The organism is Pantoea sp. E956-1, from assembly GCF_982223955.1.
On sequence record NZ_CEUYZP010000107.1, the window covers coordinates 1 to 390 of the forward strand.

Sequence of the window (390 nt, forward strand, 5' to 3'; positions counted from 1 at the left end):
GTGTTTGTCGTTGCACTGATTGTCGCCGGACTGATCATGACCCACGGCGAACGCGGCCATCGCACGGCGGTGGCGATCACCACGCGGATTTCCGGCCCGGTGCGTGGCCCGCAGATCGCGCAACTGTGCACCTCGACCATTCGCGCGGTGGCGCAGGGCGTGGTCGGTATCGCTTTTATCCAGATGATCCTGATCGGTGTGGCACTGGTAATCATGGGCGTGCCCGCCGCCGGTGTGCTGGCGTTGATGGTGTTGCTGCTGGGCATCATGCAACTGCCGGTGCTGTTGGTTACCGTGCCGGTGGTGGTGTTTGTCTTTGCCCATGATGGCGTCGGCCCCGGCACGATCATCTTCGCCGTGTGGATGGTGATCGCCGGGCTCTCCGACAAC

The 390-nt window shown here is 63.3% G+C and carries 1 protein-coding gene; it reads left to right on the plus strand.

Features of this window, described 5'->3' with window-relative positions; all coding sequences use genetic code 11:
• The coding region (locus tag AC0T7J_RS25485; RefSeq protein WP_473798604.1) for an AI-2E family transporter at positions 1-390 on the plus strand (390 nt) is incomplete at both ends.